Annotated in this window: 19 protein-coding genes; 11 read left to right on the top strand and 8 right to left on the bottom strand. The window is 62.7% G+C overall.

Annotated features, from left to right (window positions below; translation table 11 throughout):
* Nucleotides 1-105: 105 nt before the first annotated feature.
* Nucleotides 106-1,083: a carbon starvation induced protein CsiD gene (gene csiD / locus GST84_11845; GenBank protein XGB13024.1), complete on the bottom strand. Its 978-nt coding sequence runs from the start codon at nucleotides 1,081-1,083 to the stop codon at nucleotides 106-108.
* Nucleotides 1,084-1,278: 195 nt separating this feature from the next.
* On the opposite strand from csiD, the gene csiR reads away from it, so the two are divergent.
* The 3 genes from csiR to GST84_11830 all read left to right on the top strand — a co-directional run bounded on the left by csiR (nucleotide 1,279) and on the right by GST84_11830 (nucleotide 4,098).
* Entirely contained in the window at nucleotides 1,279-1,974 is a 696-nt protein-coding gene (csiR, locus tag GST84_11840; GenBank protein XGB13023.1) for a DNA-binding transcriptional regulator CsiR, read from the top strand.
* Nucleotides 1,975-2,048: 74 nt separating this feature from the next.
* Entirely contained in the window at nucleotides 2,049-2,729 is a 681-nt protein-coding gene (locus tag GST84_11835) for a response regulator (GenBank protein XGB13022.1), read from the top strand.
* Nucleotides 2,707-4,098, top strand: a complete 1,392-nt coding sequence (locus GST84_11830; GenBank protein XGB13021.1) for a HAMP domain-containing protein — start codon at nucleotides 2,707-2,709, stop codon at nucleotides 4,096-4,098. Before GST84_11835 ends, GST84_11830 begins: the two co-directional genes overlap by 23 nt.
* A gap of 129 nt (nucleotides 4,099-4,227) precedes the next feature.
* Here the strand turns inward: GST84_11830 and GST84_11825 are convergent, their stop codons facing one another.
* Nucleotides 4,228-5,610: a cysteine--tRNA ligase gene (locus GST84_11825; GenBank protein ID XGB13020.1), complete on the bottom strand. Its 1,383-nt coding sequence runs from the start codon at nucleotides 5,608-5,610 to the stop codon at nucleotides 4,228-4,230.
* Nucleotides 5,611-5,619: 9 nt separating this feature from the next.
* Nucleotides 5,620-7,323: a glutamine--tRNA ligase/YqeY domain fusion protein gene (locus GST84_11820; GenBank protein XGB13019.1), complete on the bottom strand. Its 1,704-nt coding sequence runs from the start codon at nucleotides 7,321-7,323 to the stop codon at nucleotides 5,620-5,622.
* A gap of 247 nt (nucleotides 7,324-7,570) precedes the next feature.
* On the opposite strand from GST84_11820, the gene GST84_11815 reads away from it, so the two are divergent.
* The gene (locus GST84_11815; GenBank protein ID XGB13018.1) at nucleotides 7,571-8,071 is read left to right on the top strand and encodes a peptidyl-prolyl cis-trans isomerase; all 501 of its coding nucleotides are present in this window, start codon (nucleotides 7,571-7,573) and stop codon (nucleotides 8,069-8,071) included.
* On the top strand, nucleotides 8,068-8,790 hold the full coding sequence (locus GST84_11810) for a UDP-2,3-diacylglucosamine diphosphatase (protein ID XGB13017.1): 723 nt from the start codon (nucleotides 8,068-8,070) through the stop codon (nucleotides 8,788-8,790). The genes GST84_11815 and GST84_11810 overlap by 4 nt, the downstream gene beginning before the upstream one ends.
* A gap of 86 nt (nucleotides 8,791-8,876) precedes the next feature.
* On the opposite strand, the gene GST84_11805 is transcribed toward GST84_11810, so the two are convergent.
* Nucleotides 8,877-11,186, bottom strand: a complete 2,310-nt coding sequence (locus GST84_11805; protein XGB13016.1) for an acylase — start codon at nucleotides 11,184-11,186, stop codon at nucleotides 8,877-8,879.
* 196 nt (nucleotides 11,187-11,382) lie between these two features.
* On the opposite strand from GST84_11805, the gene GST84_11800 reads away from it, so the two are divergent.
* A complete protein-coding gene (locus tag GST84_11800) occupies nucleotides 11,383-11,757 on the top strand; it encodes a fe2+ zn2+ uptake regulation protein (protein XGB13015.1) in 375 nt (124 codons plus the stop codon).
* A gap of 36 nt (nucleotides 11,758-11,793) precedes the next feature.
* Here the strand turns inward: GST84_11800 and GST84_11795 are convergent, their stop codons facing one another.
* Entirely contained in the window at nucleotides 11,794-11,982 is a 189-nt protein-coding gene (locus GST84_11795; GenBank protein ID XGB13014.1) for a hypothetical protein, read from the bottom strand.
* A gap of 150 nt (nucleotides 11,983-12,132) precedes the next feature.
* On the opposite strand from GST84_11795, the gene GST84_11790 reads away from it, so the two are divergent.
* The 4 genes from GST84_11790 (at nucleotide 12,133) to GST84_11775 (ending at nucleotide 14,559) form a co-directional block, all read left to right on the top strand.
* Complete coding sequence (locus tag GST84_11790; protein ID XGB13013.1) at nucleotides 12,133-12,591, top strand: hypothetical protein; 459 nt, start codon at nucleotides 12,133-12,135, stop codon at nucleotides 12,589-12,591.
* A gap of 251 nt (nucleotides 12,592-12,842) precedes the next feature.
* Nucleotides 12,843-13,223, top strand: coding sequence for a transcriptional regulator (locus tag GST84_11785; GenBank protein XGB13012.1), 381 nt, complete (start codon nucleotides 12,843-12,845; stop codon nucleotides 13,221-13,223).
* 61 nt (nucleotides 13,224-13,284) lie between these two features.
* Nucleotides 13,285-13,929: a DUF2589 domain-containing protein gene (locus GST84_11780; protein XGB13011.1), complete on the top strand. Its 645-nt coding sequence runs from the start codon at nucleotides 13,285-13,287 to the stop codon at nucleotides 13,927-13,929.
* A gap of 75 nt (nucleotides 13,930-14,004) precedes the next feature.
* The gene (locus GST84_11775; GenBank protein ID XGB13010.1) at nucleotides 14,005-14,559 is read left to right on the top strand and encodes a DUF2589 domain-containing protein; all 555 of its coding nucleotides are present in this window, start codon (nucleotides 14,005-14,007) and stop codon (nucleotides 14,557-14,559) included.
* Nucleotides 14,560-14,578: 19 nt separating this feature from the next.
* On the opposite strand, the gene GST84_11770 is transcribed toward GST84_11775, so the two are convergent.
* From GST84_11770 to GST84_11760, 3 genes are read right to left on the bottom strand one after another with little or no spacing between them, the layout of a single operon-like run.
* On the bottom strand, nucleotides 14,579-18,253 hold the full coding sequence (locus GST84_11770; protein ID XGB13009.1) for a translocation/assembly module TamB: 3,675 nt from the start codon (nucleotides 18,251-18,253) through the stop codon (nucleotides 14,579-14,581).
* The gene (locus tag GST84_11765; GenBank protein XGB15753.1) at nucleotides 18,250-19,992 is read right to left on the bottom strand and encodes a BamA/TamA family outer membrane protein; all 1,743 of its coding nucleotides are present in this window, start codon (nucleotides 19,990-19,992) and stop codon (nucleotides 18,250-18,252) included. The genes GST84_11770 and GST84_11765 overlap by 4 nt, the downstream gene beginning before the upstream one ends.
* Nucleotides 19,993-20,044: 52 nt before the next feature.
* The gene (locus tag GST84_11760) at nucleotides 20,045-20,695 is read right to left on the bottom strand and encodes a GNAT family N-acetyltransferase (protein XGB13008.1); all 651 of its coding nucleotides are present in this window, start codon (nucleotides 20,693-20,695) and stop codon (nucleotides 20,045-20,047) included.
* Between the two features lie 162 nt (nucleotides 20,696-20,857).
* Between GST84_11760 and xthA the strand changes: the two genes are divergently transcribed.
* Complete coding sequence (gene xthA / locus GST84_11755; protein XGB13007.1) at nucleotides 20,858-21,670, top strand: exodeoxyribonuclease III; 813 nt, start codon at nucleotides 20,858-20,860, stop codon at nucleotides 21,668-21,670.
* Nucleotides 21,671-21,710: the final 40 nt, after the last annotated feature.

Below are 21,710 nucleotides of genomic sequence, written 5' to 3'. Positions count from 1 at the left end.
TCACACGCAGGCATTGCCTGGCAGGCTCACCAAGGCCCGCACGGGGCCTGGTGGCATTGTTATGTGCAAAAACGCGTGGGCGGGCGCCCGCCCCGCGCCCTGTCATTATTGCCCGCGCTGGTACAGCGGCTTGGGGAAGGCGACGTAACCACGCTGGCGCATCAGTTCGCGGCGCAGGCCCTCGTGCGGGGTGAAGCGATCGCGGCCATGCAGCCAGAACAGGTTGTTGATCAGCAGGAAACTGCCTACGCCAACCGGCACCGAGACTTTCTTGCCGCTGCCTTCCAGCGACTCGGACAAGGCATTCAGCCAGATACCTTCCTCGTAGTTTTCCGGCTGCACGAACTGGTCAATGTAGCGCATGGTCGGCCGGCCTTCGGCATCGGTGTCGAATACCGAATGGAACACATCTTCGGCAACCTTTTTGCTCGGTGGTGCGGTCCAGCGCATTTCGCGGCGGGCCATCGGGTGACGGAAGAACGCCTCGCACTCCTCCCAGTCGTCCAGGTGCAGCAGCAGCGAGTTGCCCCCTTCCATGTTCTTTTCGTCGATCTTCAGCATCAGCACGTAGTCGGTGATCTGGTTCACGAACGTGCCGTCGTTGTGCAGCTCCATGACCCGGTGCGGCTGGCGCAGGTAGCTGTCGGAGTTGTCGCTGTTGACCACCACGAAGCGCGCATAGAACTGGCCACTCATGGCGTCATAGTTGGAACGGCCGATCAGGTGGGCGCAGGCGGTGGTGAACTTGACCATGTCTTCGGCCTGGCTCACATCATCCAGGCCGATCGGGGTAATCAGCATGCCACCTGTGGCGCGGTCGAGGATGGTGTTGAGCAGCACCGGGCGCAGCGTGCCCTGGCACAGCTCGTCAAGGATCTCGCCTACGCGAAAACGCAGGAACGACTTGTACTCCAATGCCTGCACCGGCCATTGGGCAACGGCCTGCATGAACGCTTCGACGGTTTCCCGGGCAAAGGTCAGTTCCAGCAGGCGCGGCGACTGTTTCGAGGGGGCGATGGTATAGCCCTGCGGTTCGAGTGGCAGCGGCATGACAAGTTCGTCGATCTGCGTAAAAGCGTTCATGGCAATGTCCTGGCTAAAAAAGTAGGTGGCGCCGTCCGGTCATGACCTGGATCAGTGCGGGCGAGGTAAAAATATCGTCACTAGATTAAAATGTCTACATTTTTATGTTTCGGCGACACTGCTTGCTTTTGTCCATTGTTTTTCGTGGGCAGAGGGTTTCGGTATGATCGGCAAAACGTTTTGAGGAACAGGATCTTGGAAGCGCTCGCCCCCCGACAAAACTCAGCATTCAGCGGGTATGAGAGGCTCAAACAGGACATCATCCGCGGGGTGTTCAAGCCCGGTGAAAAATTGCTGATGAGCGCCCTCAAGGAACGCTACGACCTGGGTGTGGGCCCGCTGCGCGAAGCGCTGTCGCAACTGGTGGCCGAGCACCTGGTCAACGCGATCAGCCAGAAAGGCTACCGGGTAGCGCCCATGTCGCTGGATGAGATGAACGACATCTACGACGCCCGCGCCAACCTGGAAGCGATGATCATTGCCCTGGCCATCGAGCGCGGCGACGACGCCTGGGAGGCGTCGGTGCTGGCCCACTCGCATACCCTGGCCAAGGTGGTGGAAGTGAAAACCCGCGAGCAGCGGCTGGATGTGTGGGACGAGCGGCACAAGGCGTTCCATACTGCCATTGCCTCGGGCTGCGGCTCCAAGCACCTGCTGCAGGCACGCACCTACCTGTTCGACCAGGCCGAGCGCTACCGCCACCTGTGGCTGACGCAGACTGTGTTTTCCGAACAGGCGCTGGCACTAAAGCGCCAGGAGCATGCGGCACTGGTCGAGGTGATCCTCGCCCGTGATGCCAAACGCGCCAGTGCCATGATGCGTTCACACCTGATGACACCGGTGCCAATCATCGCGCAGATCATGCATGCCGAAGGCATTGGCGCACGCTAGATGAATTTTTCTTAAATCGCCGGTTGTCTATTCTTTGGCACAATCAAATCTCCATTAGATGCCCGGGAACCAGCATGCCTCGCGTACTGACCATCGAAGACGACGCCGTCACCGGCCAGGAAATCGTCGCCGAACTTACCAGCCACGGCCTGGAGGTGGATTGGGCCGACAATGGCCGTGAAGGCCTGGCCAAGGCCATTGCCGGCGGCTACGACCTGATCACCCTGGACCGTATGCTGCCCGAGGTCGACGGCCTGACCATCGTCACTACCCTGCGCAACCTCAAGATCGCTACGCCGATCCTGATGATCAGCGCCCTCTCCGACGTCGATGAGCGGGTGCGCGGCCTGCGTGCCGGCGGAGACGACTACCTGACCAAGCCGTTCGCCTCCGACGAAATGGCCGCGCGAGTCGAGGTATTGCTGCGCCGCAACAGCGTGCCCATGACCCAGACCCGCTTGCAGGTTGCCGACCTGCAGCTGGACCTGATCAGCCACGAGGCGCGCCGCGGTGACAATACCCTCAACCTGCTGCCCACCGAGTACAAGCTGCTGGAGTACCTGATGCGCCACAGTGGCCAGGTGATCACACGGATGATGATTTTCGAGGAAGTCTGGGGCTATCACTTCGACCCGGGCACCAACCTGATCGACGTGCACATCGGCCGCCTGCGCAAGAAGATCGACTCCCCCGGCCAGTCGCCGCTGATCCGTACGGTACGGGGCTCCGGCTATGCCATTGCTGAACCCGTCTAAGGGCTGGAGCTCCTCTACCAGCCGCCTGCTGGCACTCTACAGCTTTCTGTTCGTGGCCTGGAGCAGCATCCTCATGGGGGTGCTGTATTTCGAAGTGTCCAGCTACCTGAGCAAACTCACCCGTCACTCCATGCTGCAGCGCCAGCACCTGTTCGCACACATGAGCGGCAAGCAGCTGGACGATGCCCTGATTGCCAGCCAGGCCTTCGAGGAGCGCAGCTTTGACGCCTACGGCCTGTTCGACCCCCAGCTCAACCCGATTGGCGGCAGCGTGCGGGCCTTGCCCCCAGAGCTCAGGCTGGACGGCAAGATCCATGAGTTGAAACGCTGCCTGGATGCCGATGACCCTCGCATGCCTCGCGACAGCTGCGACGCGGTGGCAATCAAGGTACAGGATGGCCGGTGGCTGGTGCTGGTGCGTGACAACGGCTCGCTGTTCGTGGTTACCCGAATCATCCTGCACGCCCTGCTCTGGGGCATCTCGCTGACTCTGATCCCGGGTTTTGCCGGTTGGTACCTGCTAAGGCGCAGGCCGCTCAAGCGTATACGTGCGATCCAGGCCCAGGCCGAACTGATCGTCGCCGGCGACCTGACCCACCGCCTGCCTCTGTCGGCCCGCCGTGACGAGCTGGACATGCTTGCGGCGATCGTCAATGCCATGCTCGACCGTATCGAACGACTGATGCACGAGGTCAAGGGTGTGTGCGACAACATTGCCCATGACCTGCGCACACCGCTGACCCGCCTGCGCGCCCAGCTGTACCGTATTCGCCAGCAAAGCGCCGTGGATTCTGCGCAAGCCGAAGCACTGGACCAGGCCATCGGCGAAACCGACACCTTGATGGCGCGTTTTCGCGGGTTGTTGCGCATCAGCGAGCTGGAAGACCGCCAGCGCCGTGCCGGCTTCGTCCAGCTTGACCCGCACGAACTGCTGGTAGAACTGCACGATTTTTACCTGCCGTTGGCCGAGGATGGCGGCATTCACCTGCAATTGCACCAACCTGCGCAGCTACCGGCACTGCACGGCGATCGCGAACTGCTGTTCGAGGCCTTGGCGAATCTGGTGGGCAACGCGATCAAGTTCACACCCGAGGGGGGTCGTGTGCGCATTGCCGCCACGCAGGATGACAACGGCGTGCACATGGCGATCGAGGATAGCGGGCCTGGAATTCCCGAAGCAGAGCGAACGGCTGTACTGAAACGGTTCTATCGCAGCGATGAAGGCCACCGCCATGCCGGCTTCGGGCTGGGGCTGTCGATCGTGGCGGCGATCGTCGACCTGCATGGGTTCGGGCTGGAGATTGGCGAGAGCGAATTGGGTGGGGCCAGGCTGGTACTGCACTGCCCGCTTGCGGGTCTAACTAAATAGAAGCAGGGGCCGCTTTGCGGCCCTTCGCGGGCACGCCCGCTCCCACAGGTTGGCGCGACATTTCAAGTGTGCGCAATCCCTGTGGGAGCGGGCGTGCCCGCGAAGGGCTGCATCGCAGCCCCAGTTACTTCAGTCAGCCAGACGCCAGGTAGTCGTGCCCTTGCTGTCTTCCAGCACTACACCCATGGCGGTCAGCTGATCGCGAATGCGGTCGGACTCGGCCCAGTTCTTGTCCGCACGTGCCTGCAGGCGCGCCTGGATCAAGCCCTCGACTTCAGCCGCATCGACCTTGCCTTCGGCACCGGCACGCAGGAAGTCATCGGCCTCCAGCTGCAGCACACCCAGCACATCCCCCAGTTCACGCAGTCGACCGGCCAGACCGGCAGCCGCTTCCGGGTCGCTGTCACGCAGGCGGTTGATCTCGCGCACCAGGTCGAACAGAACGGCACAGGCTTCGGGGGTGCCGAAGTCGTCGTTCATCGCCACGCTGAAGCGCTCGACAAAGGCTTCGCCACCCTTGGCCGCCACCCGTGGCAGGCCGCGCAGGGCGTGGTAGAAGCGCTCCAGTGCGCCCTTGGCATCCCGCAGGCTGTCTTCCGAGTAGTTGATCGCGCTGCGGTAGTGGCTGGCCACCAGCAGGTAGCGCACCACCTCCGGGTGGTACTTCTCGAGCACGTCGCGGATGGTGAAGAAGTTGTTCAACGACTTGGACATCTTCTCGCCGTTGATACGGATCATGCCGCAATGCATCCAGGCGTTGGCGTACTGCTTGCCAGTGGCCGCCTCGCTCTGGGCAATCTCGTTCTCGTGGTGCGGGAACTCCAGGTCGCTGCCGCCGCCGTGAATGTCGAAGCTCTCGCCCAGGCAGCAGGTGGACATCACCGAGCACTCGATGTGCCAGCCTGGGCGACCCGGGCCCCATGGCGATTCCCAGCTCGGCTCGCCCGGCTTGACGCCCTTCCACAGGACGAAGTCGAGCGGGTCCTGCTTGGCTTCGTCGACCTCGATGCGTGCACCGATACGCAGGTCTTCGATCTTCTTGCGCGACAGCTTGCCGTAACCGACGAACTTGCCGACCCGGTAGTACACGTCGCCATTGCCTGGCGCGTAGGCGTACCCCTTGTCGATCAGGGTCTGGATCATCGCGTGCATGCCGGCGATATGGTCGGTGGCACGCGGTTCCTGGTCTGGCGGCAGGATGTTCAGGCGGCGTTCGTCTTCGTGCATCGCGTCGATCATGCGGGCGGTCAGGGCGTCGAAACTTTCGCCGTTCTCGTTGGCCCGGTTGATGATCTTGTCATCGATGTCAGTGATGTTGCGCACGTAGGTCAGCTCATAGCCACTCTTGCGCAGCCAGCGGGTGACCAGGTCGAAGGCCACCATGCTGCGGCCATGGCCCAGGTGGCAGTAGTCGTATACGGTCATGCCGCACACGTACATGCGCACCTTGTTGCCATCCAGCGGCTTGAAGACTTCCTTGGTTTTGCTCAGGGTGTTGTAGATGGTAAGCACGGCGGTTCCTCAGCTGCCCCAGGAGTCACGCAGGGTGACAGTGCGGTTGAACACCGGGCGACCCGGCTGGCTGTCTTTCAGGTCGGCGCAGAAGTAGCCTTCGCGCTCGAACTGGAAGCGGTCCTCGGGCTGCGCCTGGGCCAGCGACGGCTCGGCACGGCAACCGCTGAGCACTTGCAGCGAAGCAGGGTTGATGTTGTCCAGGAAGCTGCCGCCCTCCTCGGTCTTTTCCGGGTTCGGCGAGCGGAACAGGCGGTCGTACAGGCGCACTTCGCACTCGACGCTGCCCTCGGCCGGCACCCAGTGGATCACGCCCTTGACCTTGCGGCCTTCAGGGTTCTTGCCCAGGGTGTCCGGGTCGTACGAGCAACGCAGTTCGACGATATTGCCGTCTGCGTCCTTGACCGCCTCGTCAACACGAATCACGTAGCTGCCGCGCAGGCGCACTTCACCGGCCGGTTCCAGGCGCTTGTAGCCCTTGGGCGGTTCTTCCATGAAGTCGTCGCGGTCGATGTACAGCTCGCGGGAAAACGGCAGCACACGCACGCCCATGTCTTCCTTCGGGTGACGTGGCAGCTCAAGCTGCTCGACCTGGCCTTCCGGGTAGTTGGTGATGACCACTTTCAGCGGGCGCAGCACGCACATGGCGCGTGGCGCGGTGCGGTCCAGGTCGTCACGGATGCTGAACTCGAGCATCGACATGTCGACCACACCGTCGGAACGGTTGGTGCCGATCATTTCGCAGAAGTTGCGGATCGAAGCCGGCGTGTAGCCACGGCGACGGAAGCCGGACAGGGTCGACATGCGTGGGTCGTCCCAGGCGTCGACATGCTTCTCGTCCACAAGCTGCTTGAGCTTGCGCTTGGAGGTGATGGTGTAGTTCAGGTTCAGGCGGCTGAACTCGTACTGGCGCGGGTGTGCCGGCACCGGCAGGTTGTCGAGGAACCAGTCGTACAGCGGACGATGCCCTTCGAACTCCAGGGTGCAGATCGAGTGGGTAATGCCCTCGATGGCGTCCGACTGGCCGTGGGTAAAGTCGTAGTTGGGGTAGATGCACCACTTGTCGCCGGTCTGGTGGTGGTGGGCATGGCGAATGCGGTACAGGATAGGGTCGCGCAGGTTCATGTTTGGCGAGGCCATGTCGATCTTGGCCCGCAGCACGCGCTCGCCGTCCTTGAACTCGCCGGCCTTCATGCGGGCGAACAGGTCGAGGTTTTCTTCCACGCTGCGCTCGCGGAACGGGCTGTTCTTGCCCGGCTCCTTGAGGTTGCCGCGGTATTCCTTGGCTTGCTCAGGGGTGAGGTCGCAGACATAGGCCTTGCCACGCTTGATCAACTCGACCGCCCAGTCGTGCAACTGGTCGAAGTAGTCGGAGGCATAGCGCACGTCGCCGCCCCACTCGAAGCCCAGCCATTTGACATCGCTCTGGATGGCGTCGATGTACTCCTGGTCTTCCTTGGCCGGGTTGGTATCGTCGAAACGCAGGTGGCAGACGCCGCCGAACTCCTTGGCCAGGCCGAAGTTGACGCAGATCGACTTGGCGTGGCCGATGTGCAGGTAACCATTGGGCTCCGGCGGGAAACGGGTGACGATGCTGCTGTGCTTGCCCGAGTCCAGGTCGGCCTGGATGATCGGCCGCAGGAAGTTCGCAGGGACAGCGGGGGCGCCTTTGGCAGCGGCGTTGGGCGCGTTGTCGGCAGTGGGCTTGCTCATAGGATCCTTGAATGCGTGTGTCCAGCCTGGGTAGGCCGATTGAATCAAAGGGCCTATCATAGCCGAAGCAGTCAAGCTGCTGACAGCCGCGCCCGGACAAACTGATGTGATTTATCACGGCTTTTTGCCGCAGCCTGGCAAAATGGCCGGTGCGCGCCATGTGTCGCGATCGCCTGATCCTGCGTCTGGTGATAACCCGCGCCCTGCGCACCCTATTTCTGATTGCCTTGAAAGAGCGAGTTTCAGCATGTCCAAAGTCAAACTGACCACCAACCACGGCGACATCGTCCTGCAACTGGACGCCGAGAAAGCGCCGCTGACTACCGAAAACTTCGTTCAGTACGTCAAGGACGGCCACTACAATGGCACCGTATTCCACCGTGTGATCAAAGGCTTCATGATTCAGGGCGGCGGCTTCGAAGCCGGCATGAACCAGAAGAAAACCCGCGCCAGCATCCAGAACGAAGCCGACAACGGCCTGAAGAACAAGAAGTACAGCATCGCCATGGCCCGCACCATGGAGCCGCACTCTGCCTCGGCGCAGTTCTTCATCAACGCCTCCGACAACGACTTCCTCAACCACAGCGGCAAGAACGTGCAAGGCTGGGGCTACGCCGTATTCGGCGAAGTGATCGAAGGCCGTGAAGTGGTCGACGCCATCGAAAAGGTCGCCACCGGTTCCAAAGCTGGCCACCAGGACGTACCGGCAGACGACGTGATCATCGAGAAAGCCGAGATCATTGAGTGATTCTGCTGATCTCTGATCTGCACCTGCAAGAAGAACGCCCGGATATTTCCCGGGCGTTTCTTGATCTGCTCGATGGCCGCGCCCGCCACGCCAAGGCCCTGTACATCCTTGGTGACTTCTTCGAAGCGTGGATTGGCGACGATGCCATGACGCCCTTCCAGCAGTCGATCTGCCAGGCCATGCGCCGGCTGAGCGACAGTGGCACGGCCATCTACCTGATGCATGGCAACCGTGACTTCCTGATTGGCCAGGCCTTTTGCGAAGCTGCGGGCTGCACGCTGTTGAACGACCCCAGCGTGATCGAGCTGGGTGGTGAGCAGGTGCTGCTGATGCATGGCGACACCCTGTGCACCCGCGACCTGGGCTACATAAAGATGCGCCGCCTGCTGCGCAATCCGCTGAGCTTGTGGATCCTGCGCCACCTGCCGCTGTCGGCCCGCTACAAGCTGGCACGCAAGCTGCGCAGCGAAAGCCGCACGCAAGTGCGGATGAAGTCCACCGAAATCGTCGACGTCACGCCAGAAGAAGTCCCCAAGGTGATGGCGGCGCATGGCGTGCGCACCTTGGTGCACGGCCATACCCATCGGCCAGCGATTCACAAGCTGATGGTCGACGGCCAGCCGGCCCGGCGCATCGTGCTGGGCGACTGGGACCGCCGCGGTTGGGCCTTGCAGGTTGACGAGCAGGGCTTTCAGCTGGCGCCGTTCGAGTTTTCCTGACGTTACACGGCCGGCCCTTTCGCGGGCAAGCCCGCTCCCACAGGCCCCTGTAGGAGCGGGCTTGCCCGCGAAGAGGCCAGCATGCCTTACTGCTGCGCAACTGCCCCCTTGTCCCGCTCACTGATCACCACTTCCCGATACTCCGGGTCTGCCTTGATCTGCGCCTCGGTAAACGGAATCACCGCCAATTGCTTGGCCGCAAATGCCTTGGTCTGGTCACTGGCATGCGCCGAAGCCTTCTCACTCGACTGGGAAAACGCCAGCAGGCCACGGGCTTCTGGCCCCTTGTCAGTAAAGCTGACCAGTTGCAGGTAGCTGGTGCCACTCACCACCAGCCGCTTGCCCTGCCCGTGCGGCACGCTGTAGATCGCGTTGTACACCCCTAGCGCCTGCGGGCCGCCCGGTACCGGCGTGCCATCAAGGGACTGTTGCACCTGCCCCCACCGTGCCTCTCCGGCAACGCCACTTTCACTGACCTGCTTGAGCGACGCCAGTGCTGCCTGATGTACCCGCCTGCTCACTACCGCCTGCTCGACAGCCAGGCCGCGCGGGGTGTGTTGCGGGTCGGCCGGGTTGAATGCCACTCGCCAGCTTTCCGGGTGCTCGGCCAGCGCACTGAACAGGTTCTGGAAGTGCACCAGGCCCATACCACTGTCGAGGTCGGCCTTGCCGTTCCAGGCGGCAAGGCTGCTGCACACGGCCTGCACATCTGCGCTGGCACCTTTGCACCATTGCAGCAGGTCTGGCAACACCAGGCTGGCCAGGTACACCTCGTCATCGGTGACCATGCGCTGCAGTTCATCTACTCCTAACCGGGCTTTGCCCTGCAGGCGCTGCAAGGCAAAGCGGCCACGCATACCCAGTGGCTGGTCATTGCGGCTGACCAGTGGTGAGTAGCCGGTCAGCGGCTGCGCCGGGTTGGCCATCCAGGCCGGGTCGTTGGAGTTCTGCACGAAGTCGTCTCGCTCCAGGCTTGGCAGCAGCCGCGCCGGGAAGATGCCCGGTTGCGCCGCCTGCGCGTCAACTTTCCACTGGCATGCACTGCGCGAGCCATCCAGCACCACCAGCTGCCCTTGCGCCTGCGGGTTGCTGCAAGCATCCAGCAAGTGCTGGTCGACGTAGGGCACCACCGACTGGTTCAGGTACAAGGCCCGCCCCCCTTCGTCCACCGCCAGCGTGTTGACCCATGGGATACCCTGCAACTGCTCGACCGATCCCCTCAATGCCGCCAGGTTGTCGGCTCGGTTGATCTGGTACCACTGCTGCAACACCCGCGAATTCTCAAGGTTGGCGTCTCGCACGCTGTAGGCCGCCCGCGCATCCCAGTCCAGGCGACCTGGCCATTGCACCACCGGGCCGAACTGCGAACTGTAGACCGGCCGCTCAATCTGGCTCAGGCGGCCATCCGCGCCCTTGACCGCAACACGGAGGGTTTGCCGGGCCATCGGCAGCGACTTGCCATCAAGCATATAGCGCGTCGGGTCTTTGGGGTCGAGTTGCAGGCGATAAAGCGTGAAGTGCTTGGAAGTGTCGACGGTGTGCGTCCACGCCAGGTGTTGGTTGAAACCAATGTTGACCACCGGCAGGCCCGGTAGCGCCGCGCCCATCACATCGAGCTGGCCAGGAATGGTCAGTTGCATCTGGTAGAAGCGCATGCCGCCCATCCACGGGAAGTGCGGGTTGGCCAGCAACAGGCCGCGGCCATTGGCTGAACGCTGTGCGCCTACTGCCACTGCATTGCTGCCGCGCTCTGCGGCGAACCGCGCCTGACGCGCCAAAGCGGCGGCAAAGCCCGCTGACGATTGCTGGCTGGTCAGCGTTGGCGGTTGCGCCCCCGCCAACGCCTCGACGAACTGCCCGACACCGCCCTCGGCCAGTAAACGGCGGGTCAGTTTGACCAGATCCTGGCTGCTGATGGGCCGCACCCACTCACCATCGCCACACTCGGCGGGCAGCCCTTGACGACGGCGTTCGGCCAACGCCCGGTTGTAGCCGCTGGCATAACCCGCCAGCAACGCCTGCACCGGCGCGGGTTGCGCCTGCAGGAAGGCATCGACCGCCGCTGGGCTATTGAGCCAGGTGAAGAACAGGTCGCTGGTCAGGTTGTCACGCTGCTCCAGGGTCTTGCCCTTGGCGCCGAAATAGCGTGAGCGCTCGCCGCTTACGGTCAGCACTTCATTGGCGAGCAGGCACAGGTTGTCCTGGGCGTAGGCATAGCCGACGCCATAGCCCAGGCCACGCTCATCCTTGGCCACGATATGCGGTACGCCGTAACGGGTGTAACGGATCTGGGCACTGGCGTCGGCTGGCGCGGGCTGCGCCTGCACACCGACGCTGAAGGCCACCAGGGCAGCGGCCAGGCCGGCGCAAGTCATGGGACGGCAAAATGGAAACACGGGCACTCCTCGGGTTCGGGGGTCATCCCGATCAGACGAATGGCCAGATGAATATTTTACGTATTACAAGGCGATGGAACGTCTTGATGAGAAACAGGCATTTTTTTCACGAATGGGTTGCAGTTTTTGCGTTCTCATTCGTCCTAGTAAGTGAGCCACCCACATTTCGGGTTCGTCCACGAAAAGGAGCATTCGCATGCACAACCCGCAAACCTCGATCCAGGCCGGGCGCGCGCCAGGCAAAGCGTCCAAGGGACAGGACGTATTTGCTGAAGAACGAATCGGCAACGAACAGATCCGCGAGCTGTTACGCACCTTCGGCCTGCGCACCAGCCTGATCCGCCTCAAGGTTATCGACGCCTTGCACGCCGCCGACCGCAATGGCCGCAGTATTGGCGTGCGCGGGGTGCACGCACAACTGGAACAACTGGATATCCCGCTGTCGTTCCTCAGTGTGCGCGAAGTGCTCAAGCGCCTGTGCACCGAAGGTGTCATACAACTGGGTAGCGACAAATGTTACAGGCTCAACCCCCAGGCGCGCGCCGTACTGGAGCAAACACCCTCGCGCTGAGCGAATGGCCGGCCATGCCTGGCCGGCCCGCGCAGATCAGGGCTTGACCTTGCGCCGCAGAATGCCGTTGATAACCACGACCACCACGGCAATGGCGATGGCCAGCATCTGGAAGGTCTGCTCACTGATCGTGCCCTGCTTCTGCAGGTGGGACAGGCCCAGCATCAGGCCCAGTACCACCAGGATGATCAGAAGTGAATATTTGAGGCGCTGCACATGTGTCATCGAATGTTCCTTGCAACATCAGGGGCAAATGGCTCGCAACGAGCCGCGCAATGATACAACGGTCACCGCCCCCGGCGCTGGATTTCCTGCTGGGTGGGGTGACGTCAGCCTGAAAGCATGGGGCTTCCTAGCACCCACGCCGGAGGCACCATGTACAAACCCCTGTTGTTCGCATCGCTGTTACTGACCCCGCTCTCCCTTCATGCACTGGACACCCAGCAGACGCCGGCCGAACACCTGCTCGAACTGGGCCGCGAGTTGGCCACCCATGCCGGTGCCAGCCAATGGCAACAACTGTGGCAGCGCGTACGCCAGGCCGGCTACCTGCAGCCCGATGCTGCACCGGTACATTTCAGCGTGCCCACTACCCGCTTGCCCGACCTGGCCCGACTGACACTGGCACAGGCCGACCAGGCACAGCCACTGCGTCAGACCCAGGTACTGTACCGCCGCCACTTTGCCGACCAGGTCATCGGCCAGCGCAACGGCCAGCCATTGCACGCGCTGTGCCTGCTGGTCGATTGGCGCACGCTGCCAACGGGCATGCGCGCCACCCCTCAAGCCTATCTGGGTAGCGCCAGCTTGCTGAGCAGCTACCCGTGCGATTGAGGGGTACCGCACCCACTGCGCGTCATTGCGAGTGACCCGACAGGAAACCAGGCGGCACAGACAGATGTCGACGCCATTTCCTACAGCGCCAGATATCGCTGCCTGCAAATCCTGTTCACCGAAACTACAACCCCCAACCCCTATGCCGCCTAGCGACGCGCCTCGGCTGTCGCACAGAATTTGCTCACACCTTCGACATAACGCCGCGGGTGATCGGGTCGCACATCCCATCTACCCCGAAGGAGCGCCATATGCAAAAGCCAGATTTGAGCCAGATCGATATCAGCCAACTGCCCCACTCGCTGCAGGCCCTGATCGACTGTATAGGCATCGAAAACGCCTACCAACTGACCTGCGCCTACGGTGGCAGGCCCAAGTACATCCCCAAGCACCGCGAGCGCACCAAGCTCGCTGACGTGCTGCCGGCCGAAGCGCTCGACGCACTGATCAAGCGCTTTGCCGGGGTCGCCCTGGAGATCCCCAAGGCTGACCACTTTCTGCGTCAGCTGCGCAACCAGCAGATCCAGAAGGAAAGCGCCAACGGTTTGTCCCGCAGCCTGCTGGCCAACAAGTACGGCCTGAGCCTGCGGCAGATCGGCAACATCCGGCGCCAGGAGCTTTGCACGCGCTGACGCCCGAACACCTTGGCTGCTATTTGCGGCTGACTTACCCCACTAGAGTGAGCTTCTCGATATGTCGTTAGATAACAGCCTTATAGGCTCCGTGATCAATGCCCTGCCGATGGACCGCATGATCGCCGGTCCCTTGCAGGCCATGGTCCAGGCGCAGGTAACCGCCAGCAAATCGTACGCCGACTTCCTGATGCAGGTATGCGTTCAGGATGGCAAGGCAGTCGCCATCCAGTTCGACTACGACGAAACCATCGTCGACGAACAGGGCGAATACAAAGGCGTGGTCAGCAAGACCATGAAAGTGCCGCTGATGGCGGCCATTACCCACCCGAACATTTCCATCGAAGAGGGTAATGTAGAGTTCGAGCTGGTTATCAACCAGATGTCGGAAGATGTTTCCAGCAAGGACATGAATGCAGAAGCTACCGGCTCACTGGGATGGGGGCCGTTCAGGCTGAACGTGAAAGGCAGCGTGAGCCACAAATCCACGCAAACCCGCAAAACAGATACCCGCGCCCGCTATGCCTTCAACACGACCCTGAAACGTCAGGAACCGCCCGAAGCGATGATGAGGGTAATCGAGTTCCTCACTGACGCCGCAACCAAGCCAACCGTTGTCCGAACCGCCGAACTGGAATGCCCGGACGAAATCTCCCAGGCGGATACCTTGAAACGACCTGCGCCTGCAAACCTGCCGACCCCGTAAACCGCTGGCGCTTGACCCGATTGCCCCTCCTGCCGGTTTTGGGAGGGGCACACCCTGGCCTGAGGAGTCGAATCGTTGCAAAAGCCCCCCGCCCCCATGACCTCCATTGACCTGCGTGAAATTACCCGTGGCCTGCAAGAAGCCGCCAGTGCCACCAATAGCTTGATTGCCCAGCAGTACATCAACCTGTTTGACCAGTTTTTCGAATGCGACACTGAAGCACTGGGCGCCCCCATGAAAGCCAAGATGGTCGAGGTGGCCATGGATGGGCAGCACATCATGCGCGTCCCCTTGTTTGCGCTGGTGTCACCGAAAGGCCTGGCCCTGGAGCGCATGCAGGTCGACCTGTCGGTAAGGGTCAAAGGCACCGAGGCGCAGCAGGCACTGCTGACCGCAAGCGAGAGCAAGACCGCAAGCTTCAAGGTCACCATTGGCGGCCAAGGCCGTCAGGGCGAAAACCGAGACCCGGACGAAGTGCAGATCCGCATGCAGTTCCAGGCAAGCGAACCGCCAGAGGCTCTGAACCGGTTGATCGAGGAATACACCAACCTGATCGTTCCGGTACGCGCCACCACTCCACCACCCTCACCCGACACCAACGAGTTCATCGAGGCGGCCACCGTCCGTTGATGGCCGCCACGCTGCGGGCTTAGAAGTCGCGTTTGTAGAAGATGTCCAGTGAGCTTGCCAGCCCACTGGCGGCCTCGAGGTAGACCTTCTTGCTTAGCTTGTAGCGCAACGCGATCGTGTTGGCCGGCTCGAACACCCCCACCCCGTAACGAAGGCTCAGCTTCTCGGTGATGTTACCGCTGGCGACCACGCTGGTGCTGTTGCCGGAACCTTCGGTATCCAGTTGAAAGTCGTCAATTCCCAGGCTCGACGCCAGGCTGCCGGTGATGCCGGCGCTCCCGGCAAGGCCCAGGCCCAGCGCTGCCTCGGCGAGCATGTTGTTATCTTCACCGGTATTGCCCAATGGCCGCCCCAATACCAGGTACGAAAGCGCCTGCTCCTGGCTCATGGCCGGCTCCGAGAACACTTTGGTCGTCGGCTGTTCGGCGCTGCCACTCAGGCGGATACCGGCTATCACATCGTCAACCTTGCGGATCGCTTCGATGTCCAGGTACGGCTGGTCGATCGGTCCGGCGAACAGCAGTCGCGCCCGCCGTATGGTGAGGCGCTGGCCGTAGGCACGGTAGCGGCCGTCCGCCAGGCTCAGTTCACCACGGGTATCGAGGTTATCGCCGATGTGCACATGGCCAAGCAGGTTGGCGGTAAGCCCGAAGCCGCTGAATGACAGCTTTTCGCGGCCCACTTCGACATCGATGTCCATGGCCATTGCCATGGGTGGTTTGCCTTCCTCGGTCTGGTGACCGACGATTACCGTGTCATCCGACACCTTGACCGTGGACGGCGGCAGCTCACGCACAGTGATCTTGCCCTTGGGCACCTGCACCTTGCCGGTCACCGCCAGCTTGTCATCGATCAGGCGCAACGTCAGGTCCGGGGCAACTTCCAGTGTGGCGTAGGGCTCGACCGCGACCGGCAGTTGCTGACCTTGCAGACGCACGTCCATGCCCAGTGCCTGCCCCCAGGTGAGGTTGCCGCTCAACTGGCCACGTCCCGCCTCGCCACTGCGCCAATTGCCGTTGAGCTGCACCTGCTCGCCGGCAATCAGCGCCTGCAATGACAGGTCCTGAAGGCTGGCCGGCAGCTCGGCACCACTGACTTCGCCACCGCTGAGCATCAGGTTGCCGTTTACCTGTGGTGCCAGCAAGGTGCCTGAAAGCCGACCACTGCCATTGAGCTGCCCGGCCAGGCGTTCGACCATGGGCACGAACGGACGGGCCACCGACAAGTCCAGCCCGGCCAGGCGGAAATCACCCGACAACGGTTTGTTCTTGCCCAGCGGATCGAGCCGGGCGTTGACGTTCAGCTCACCCAGGCGCTCACCGCGAAACGCCAGGCGCGTATCGATGCGCCGCGGTGCCAGCGTGCTGTCCAGGCGCAGGGCCTGATAAGGGAAATCGATCCAGCGGCCTTTGTCGCGCACGCGCAGGGTGCCGCCACTGGCATCGACAACGACAGTGCCCTTGGGGCCGCTGGCCGGGATGTCCAGGTTGATATCGGCATTGAGCAGGCCTTGCCAGGCAAAGTCCTTCGGCAGCCACTGGGCCAGGCTGCCCAGCGGGAACTGCTTGAGGTGGTAGCGCAGGCGCGGTTCGGGGGCGAGCCGCTGATCATCGCCACACAGGCTTGCCTGGCCGGAGCGCCAGCAGTGGGCCCCGAAGTCGAGCTGGCCGCTGGCCAGCCGCTGCAGGCGTGCAGGCGCCTGCAACTGCCAGTCCTGGCCACCGGCCTGGATTCGGCCCGTGGCCAGGCGCCCGCGCCAGTCACCTTTGTTCAACTGGCCATCCAGGCCAAGGTCGAGCTTGAGCTGCGGGCCGTCCAGCGCCAGGGTCAAGGCCTGCTGGCGAATGTCGCCTTTGCCGTTGGCCTGCAACGTGCCCAAGGCTGTGTCACCCAGGTGGATACCGGTTGCCTTGAGCTCGACTACACCGCGCTGGGCGCTGTCCAGGCGCGCATCCAGGTCCAGCTGCTGCAGACGGTTTTCGGCCTGGGCCAAGCGCTGGCCCTGCAGGCTCAGCGTACCTTGCGGGGCCTGCAAGGTGCCGGCGACATCCAGCCGACCCTTGACCCGGCCTTGCAACCTTGGCCACAGCTGGCCCAGGCGCGGCAGGTCGAGGTCGATTCGCCCCGCCAGGCGCTGTTGCAGGCTGCCACTGCCGTTGATGCGGTTGTCACCCAGCTGGATAGCCAGTGCGCCCAGGGTCCAGCTCTGCCCTGCCCCTTGGGCCTCGGCCTTGAGCATGGCTGGCTGGCCACGCAGGCGGCCTTTGAGGTCAAGCTGGGCGTCGAGGGTAAGCGCATCGCCTTTCAGTTCGCCTTTGCTGCGCAGTGGCCCCGCCAAGGTACCGGGCAGTTCGGCCAGCCAATAGGCCGGGTCGAGCGCGGACAGCTGCAGGTCGACCTCCCAGGCCAGGGTGTCGGCAAAACGTAAGGCGACACTCCCGGCTGCCTTGCCCTGGCCGGCGGTCAGCGCCAACTGTGGCAGTTTCACCTGGGTGAGGTCACCTTCGAACGGGCTGGTTATGCTGAATGCTCCCGCCGGGCCATCCAGGTCACCCATGAAGGTGCCCTGGTAATTGCCATCGCGATAATGCACTTGGGTATTGAAGCGCTTGAGCGTGACCTCGGGGGGTGTTTCCAGTGGATACAGGCGCAACCACGGGAAGTCCTGCCAGTCCAGCTGCGCATCGGCGCTCAGGCCTTGCTGCCAGTCAGCCGTGGCTTGCAGCTTGACCCGTTGGCTGTCGCTGGCAGTCAGGTCGAGGGCATCGAGCCTGGCCCCTTTACTGTCGACCAGGCCAGACAGGACCAAGGCGATGGGTGACTGCTCGGCCGGCAGGCTGGCCCTGCCAGACAGTTGATAGCCATCGAGCAGATCACCCTTGGCATCGAGCTCGAGCGCGTTCAATTGCAAGGTGTCAGGCAACGCACCAGCCGGTTTGAACGCCTCGGAGCGGATGCTCAAGGTCGCCGGCAGGTGCTCGGCCAATGCCTGCAACTGCCCACTCAATGTGGCATCGAGGTAACCACTGCTGGTGCCGGCGAGTTCCAACGTCTTCTGCAATTGGCCATTGGCCGTCAGCGCCAGTTGCCAGGGTTTTTCGTCTACCGCAGGCAACTGCAACTGCGCCTGCAATTGCACCGGCCAGTCGCCTTCGGGTTGCAGGTCACCCTGCAGGCTCAATTGCAGGTCGTCGCGCAGCAGCCGCAGGCTGTCGATGCGTATCCCGCTGTGGGTCCAGTGCGCAGCCAGTTGCAAGTCGCCAAGCAGGTCACTGCCATCCAGGCGCAACTGCCCGACCTTGACCTCGCCCAGTTCGATGGCCACCGGCAACCGCAGCGTCGGCAATTGCAGCGGACCGCTCTCGGCCGGTTCGGTGCTTGGCGCAAAGGCCATGTCAATGCGGTCTGCCTGCAACCGGTCAATGCACAAGGTAGCGCGCAGCAAACAAGCCGGCGACCAGGCCAGCAACGGCGCTTGTAACTCTACCTTGCTGCCGGCGTCGGCCCAGCTCAGCCGGCTGGCCTGCCAACTGCCCGCCAGGCGCCCCTGGAAGTCGGCCACTTCAAGCCCAGGCACCTTGCCCAGTGCCCAGCGGCTGCCAGCCTGGGTACCCAGCAGCAAGCCGAGCACCAGGCCCACGCTCGCGACGACCCCAAGCAGGCCCAGTGAAATATGTTTGATCACGCGTTTCACAGCTCGGGCCCCATGGAAAAGTGCAGGCGAATGCCCCCTTCGTCATCCAGCGCCTTGGCCAGGTCCAGGCGCAGCGGCCCGACCGGCGATACCCAGCGCACACCAAAGCCGACACCGGTCTTGAGGCTGGGAAGCTCCAGGTCGTTGAACGAGTTGCCTTGGTCGACGAACGTCGCGACCCGCCATTTTTCGGTCAGCGAATACTGGTACTCGACACTGCCTGCCACCAGATAGCGCCCACCAATACGGTCACCGTCGCTGTTCTTCGGCGACAGGGTCTGGTAGTCATAACCGCGCACACTCTGGTCGCCACCCGCGAAGAACCGCAGCGACGGCGGAATGTTGTTCTTGAAGCCATTGGTCGCACTGCCGCCAAACTGTACGCGCCCGAGAAAGCGGTGGTTGTGGCCGAGCGTGGTCAGGCCTTTGAGCAATACGTTGCCGTGTAGCAGGTTGGTGTCGGAAACCAGCCCTTCCTTGGCGACTTGAACATCGAACTGCAGGCGATAGCCGTTGTGCGGATCGATGCGGTTGTCACTGCGCAGGAAGGAATAGCTGACGCCCGGCATCAGCAGGTTGCTCAAACCGGAGTCGTCACCCAGGCGATATTCTTCGCGTTGGTACTTGAGCGAAATCACCCGCTGCCAGCCACTGGGCAGCTTGCTGTGCCACTCGGGGCCGACTGTCAACAGCTTGCTGAGCGAGTCGGTGCCGGCAAGCTCCTCATTCTGGTAGCCACCGGCAAAGCGCAGCTTGTCGGTCAGCGGCGGGTCGAGCGGAATGTCGTACCACAGGCCGACGTTCTGGCGCGGTGCCGACAATTCGGTTTCCCAGCCATAGCTGTGGCCTTGCGGGTTGACCCAGTGGCGGGTCCAGTTGGCCTTGCCACGCGGCCCGACGTCGGTCGAGAAGCCCAGGCCAAGGCCCATGGTGCGAGGTTTACGGGTTTCCAGGTGAACATCCACCGGGATGTCTTCGCCCACAGCAGCAGTGGGCGCCGCATCAACACGCACGCCTTCGAAATAGCCGCTCGATTGCAGGTCGTTGTTCAGTTCTGCGATCAGTTCCGAGTCGTAAGGGGTGCCCGGCTGGAACGAAACCATACGCTGCAGCAGGTCCTCGTCCAGCGGCGTGTCGCCACCGAACGTGACGGCGCCCAGGCGATAACGTGGGCCACTCTGATAGACCAGGTCGATATCGGCCACACCGGCTTGCGGGTCGACGGCCAGGCGCTGGCTACTGAAGCGCCCACTGAAGAAGCCATAGCGCGACGCCTGGTTCTGGATCAACCGCTTGGCATCCTCGTAATGGCCGTGATTGAGCTGTTCACCCGCACGCAGCGCCTTGCTGTCAGGCACACGGAAGGCTTTCATTTCGCTGGCCGGGCCCTCGATGCGCACGGTCACGTTGCGCAGGCGAATCGGTTCGCCCGGGTTGATGCTGATGATCAGTTGTGGGGGATGGTCTGCGTCGCTGGCGGGCTTGACCTCGGTAACGATCTGCGCCTGATAGTAGCCGAGTGCCTGCGCCGCTTTGCGCGCCTGCTCCTCTGCCCCGCGACTGAAGCGCAAAAGTGCTTCTTCGTCGCGGTCACCCAATGTGCCTATATAGCCTTCGACATTGGCCTTGAGCGCCTTGTTGGCCGGCTTCACCTTCACCAACAACTCGCTCTGGCCCCATGCTGCGAAACTGGCAACCCAGAAAACCAGGCCCCAGGTCAATCTTCCTGAATACGTCATGCGGCGCATGCTACCAGAGCCAGGCGCTCAAGGGAGCCGCCTGGCGGCCTGTTCAGGCAAAAGCGGGTTTTGAAGAGACTGGATTAGGATGAAAGAACACCCTCTCTCGGATCGGTCCTACAGCTACCTCACCAATTTCCTCATAACCCTGGCGCTGGTAAAAAGCCAGGTAGTGCTCGTTACCGGTGTCCAGCACCACCCCTTGGGTACCCGGGTCCTCCGCGCACCAGTTGTGCACAGCTTGTAACAATTGCTCGCCGTAGTGCTTGCCCTGGAATTGCGGATGCACACCCAACAACGGCAGCACATGCACCTGGTCAGTGGGCAGGCAGGCGGCCAACGCGGCCTGGTAATCCATGTAGCGCCGCGTACAGCGCAGGCCGGTCCCCAGCATCATGCGCAGGCGCCAAGCCCAGCTGTCAGCCACGCCCAGCCGGCGCAGCGGCGGCACGATCAGGGCCAGGGCAATCAGGCGGTCCTCGACCAACAGGCCGATGGCGGGCAGTTGCAGGTAGAAGTGCTGGCGCACCCATTCGCGCACCATCACCCGCAGGCGCCGCTCATACCCCGGGCGCTGGGCTTCGAAGATATAGGCGAAGGTGGGCTCGTGGCGGTAGGCGTTGTACAGCAGCGAACGTGCCTCGCGGCTGTAACCATCGTCGAGCAGGCAGACACGGGCCGGGGCGGCTGTGGTTTCGGGCATTGCGGAAAGACCTCCTGGAATGGGCGTTCAGTGCCTTGGAGGTGCCCCAGCGCGCTTCGTTCACCCCCAACAGCACGTTAGCAGCAGGCTCGCCTGGCCGCCATGCTGGTGATGCAGGTCGATGTCGGCTAGCATCGCGCCTTTTACCGGGATTGTCTTTCCATGAAGATCGTCTGTTTCAACATCAACGGCCTGCGGGCCCGCCCGCATCAGCTGGCGGCGCTGATTGAAAAGCACCAGCCGGACGTGATCGGCCTGCAGGAAACCAAGGTCAGCGACGATCAGTTCCCGCTGGCCGACGTACAGGCACTGGGTTACCACGTGCACTATCACGGCCAGAAGGGCCACTACGGCGTGGCCCTGCTGTCGCGCCAGGCGCCGCTGAGCCTGCACAAGGGCTTTGCCACCGACGAAGAGGATGCCCAGCGCCGCTTCATCTGGGGTACCTTCGCCGATGCCGACGGCAGCCCGATCACCATCATGAACGGCTATTTCCCCCAGGGCGAAAGCCGCGACCACCCCACCAAGTTCCCGGCCAAGCAGCGCTTCTACAGCGACCTGCAGGCACTGCTGGAAAGCCAGTTCCGCAACGACCACCCAGTGCTGGTGATGGGCGACATGAACATCTCGCCGCAAGACTGTGATATCGGCATCGGCCCGGACAACGCCAAACGCTGGCTGAAGACCGGCAAGTGCAGCTTCCTGCCGGAAGAGCGCGAGTGGATGGAACGCTTGAAAGGCTGGGGATTGGTAGACAGCTTCCGCCACCTGTACCCGGACGTGACCGACCGCTTCAGCTGGTTCGACTACCGCAGCCGCGGCTTCGAGGACGAGCCCAAGCGCGGCCTGCGCATCGACCTGATCATGGCCTCGCAACCGCTGGTGCCGCGCATCAAGGCAGCGGGCGTGGACTATGAACTGCGCGGGATGGAAAAGCCGTCGGACCATGCGCCGATCTGGCTGGAACTGAGCTGATTCTGGTGGTGGGCCCTCGTTGCACACCTTGGGCCCACAC

This window comes from Pseudomonas putida (assembly GCA_041879295.1).
GTDB lineage: Bacteria > Pseudomonadota > Gammaproteobacteria > Pseudomonadales > Pseudomonadaceae > Aquipseudomonas > Aquipseudomonas putida_Y.
This window is presented reverse-complemented; position numbering and strand designations above follow the sequence as displayed.